1 protein-coding gene is annotated in these 823 nt (G+C 67.7%); it reads right to left on the bottom strand.

Annotation, left to right across the window (positions count from 1 at the left end; all coding sequences use genetic code 11):
* The coding region (locus KVT32_RS27860; RefSeq protein WP_254637045.1) for a phage tail tape measure protein at positions 1–676 on the bottom strand (676 nt) is incomplete at its 3' end.
* Between the last annotated feature and the right edge of the window lie 147 nt (positions 677–823).

The following is an 823-nucleotide window of genomic DNA, read 5'->3' as shown; positions in this document are numbered from 1 at the left end:
ACTTCTGCAGCTCGCCGGTGCGCGCCTGGCCGACAAGCACCTGCAGCCCGCTGAATGCTTCCTCGCCAGCAATGGCCGTGAAGATGCCGGACCGCTCGGCGTTGCCCATCTTCGCGGTTTTCTTGTGCAGCTCTTCCAGAATGGCCGGCACGTCGCGCAGGTTGCCGGCGGCGTCCTTCGTGCTGGTGCCCAGGCCATCGAGCGCATCGGCGGCCGCCTTGGGTGGCGCGGCCAGGCGGCCCAGGATGGGCCGCAGCGCCGTGCCGCCCCTGCTGCCCTGAATGCCCGCGTCGCCCAGCTTGCCAGCCATCGCCGCCACGGTCTCGATATCTTGGCCGACACCAGCAGCCACCGGCGCCACGTACTTCATGGTTTCGCCCAGCATGTAGAGGCTGGTGTTGGATCGCGTGAAGGCGGCCGTGAGTACGTCGCCAACGCGGTTCATCTGTTCGGCGGGAAGCTTGAAGCCGGTCAAGATGTTGGACCCGATATCGGCCGTTTGCGCCAGGTCGGTGTCGCCCGCCTTGGCCAGCGAGAGCATGCCGGGCATCGCGTCCAGGATGGCCTTGGCGTCGAAGCCGGCCATGGCAAGGAAGCCTTGAGCACCAGCCGCCTGCGTGGCAGAAAACATCGTGGTCGCGCCCAGCTGACGTGCCTGTTCTCGCAGCGCCTTCATTTCGGCGCTCGCCTTGTCTTGGCGTGACAGCGCCTGAACCTAGCTCATCTTCGCGTCAAATCCCACGCCAGGCCGGATAAACCGCGCCTCGGCATAGAGCGCGGCGCCGCCCGAGGCCAGCGCGCCCGCGCCGTTGCCGGCCAGCGC

This window comes from Achromobacter sp. GbtcB20 (assembly GCF_019091095.1).
Lineage (GTDB): Bacteria > Pseudomonadota > Gammaproteobacteria > Burkholderiales > Burkholderiaceae_B > Achromobacter > Achromobacter mucicolens.
This window is presented reverse-complemented; position numbering and strand designations above follow the sequence as displayed.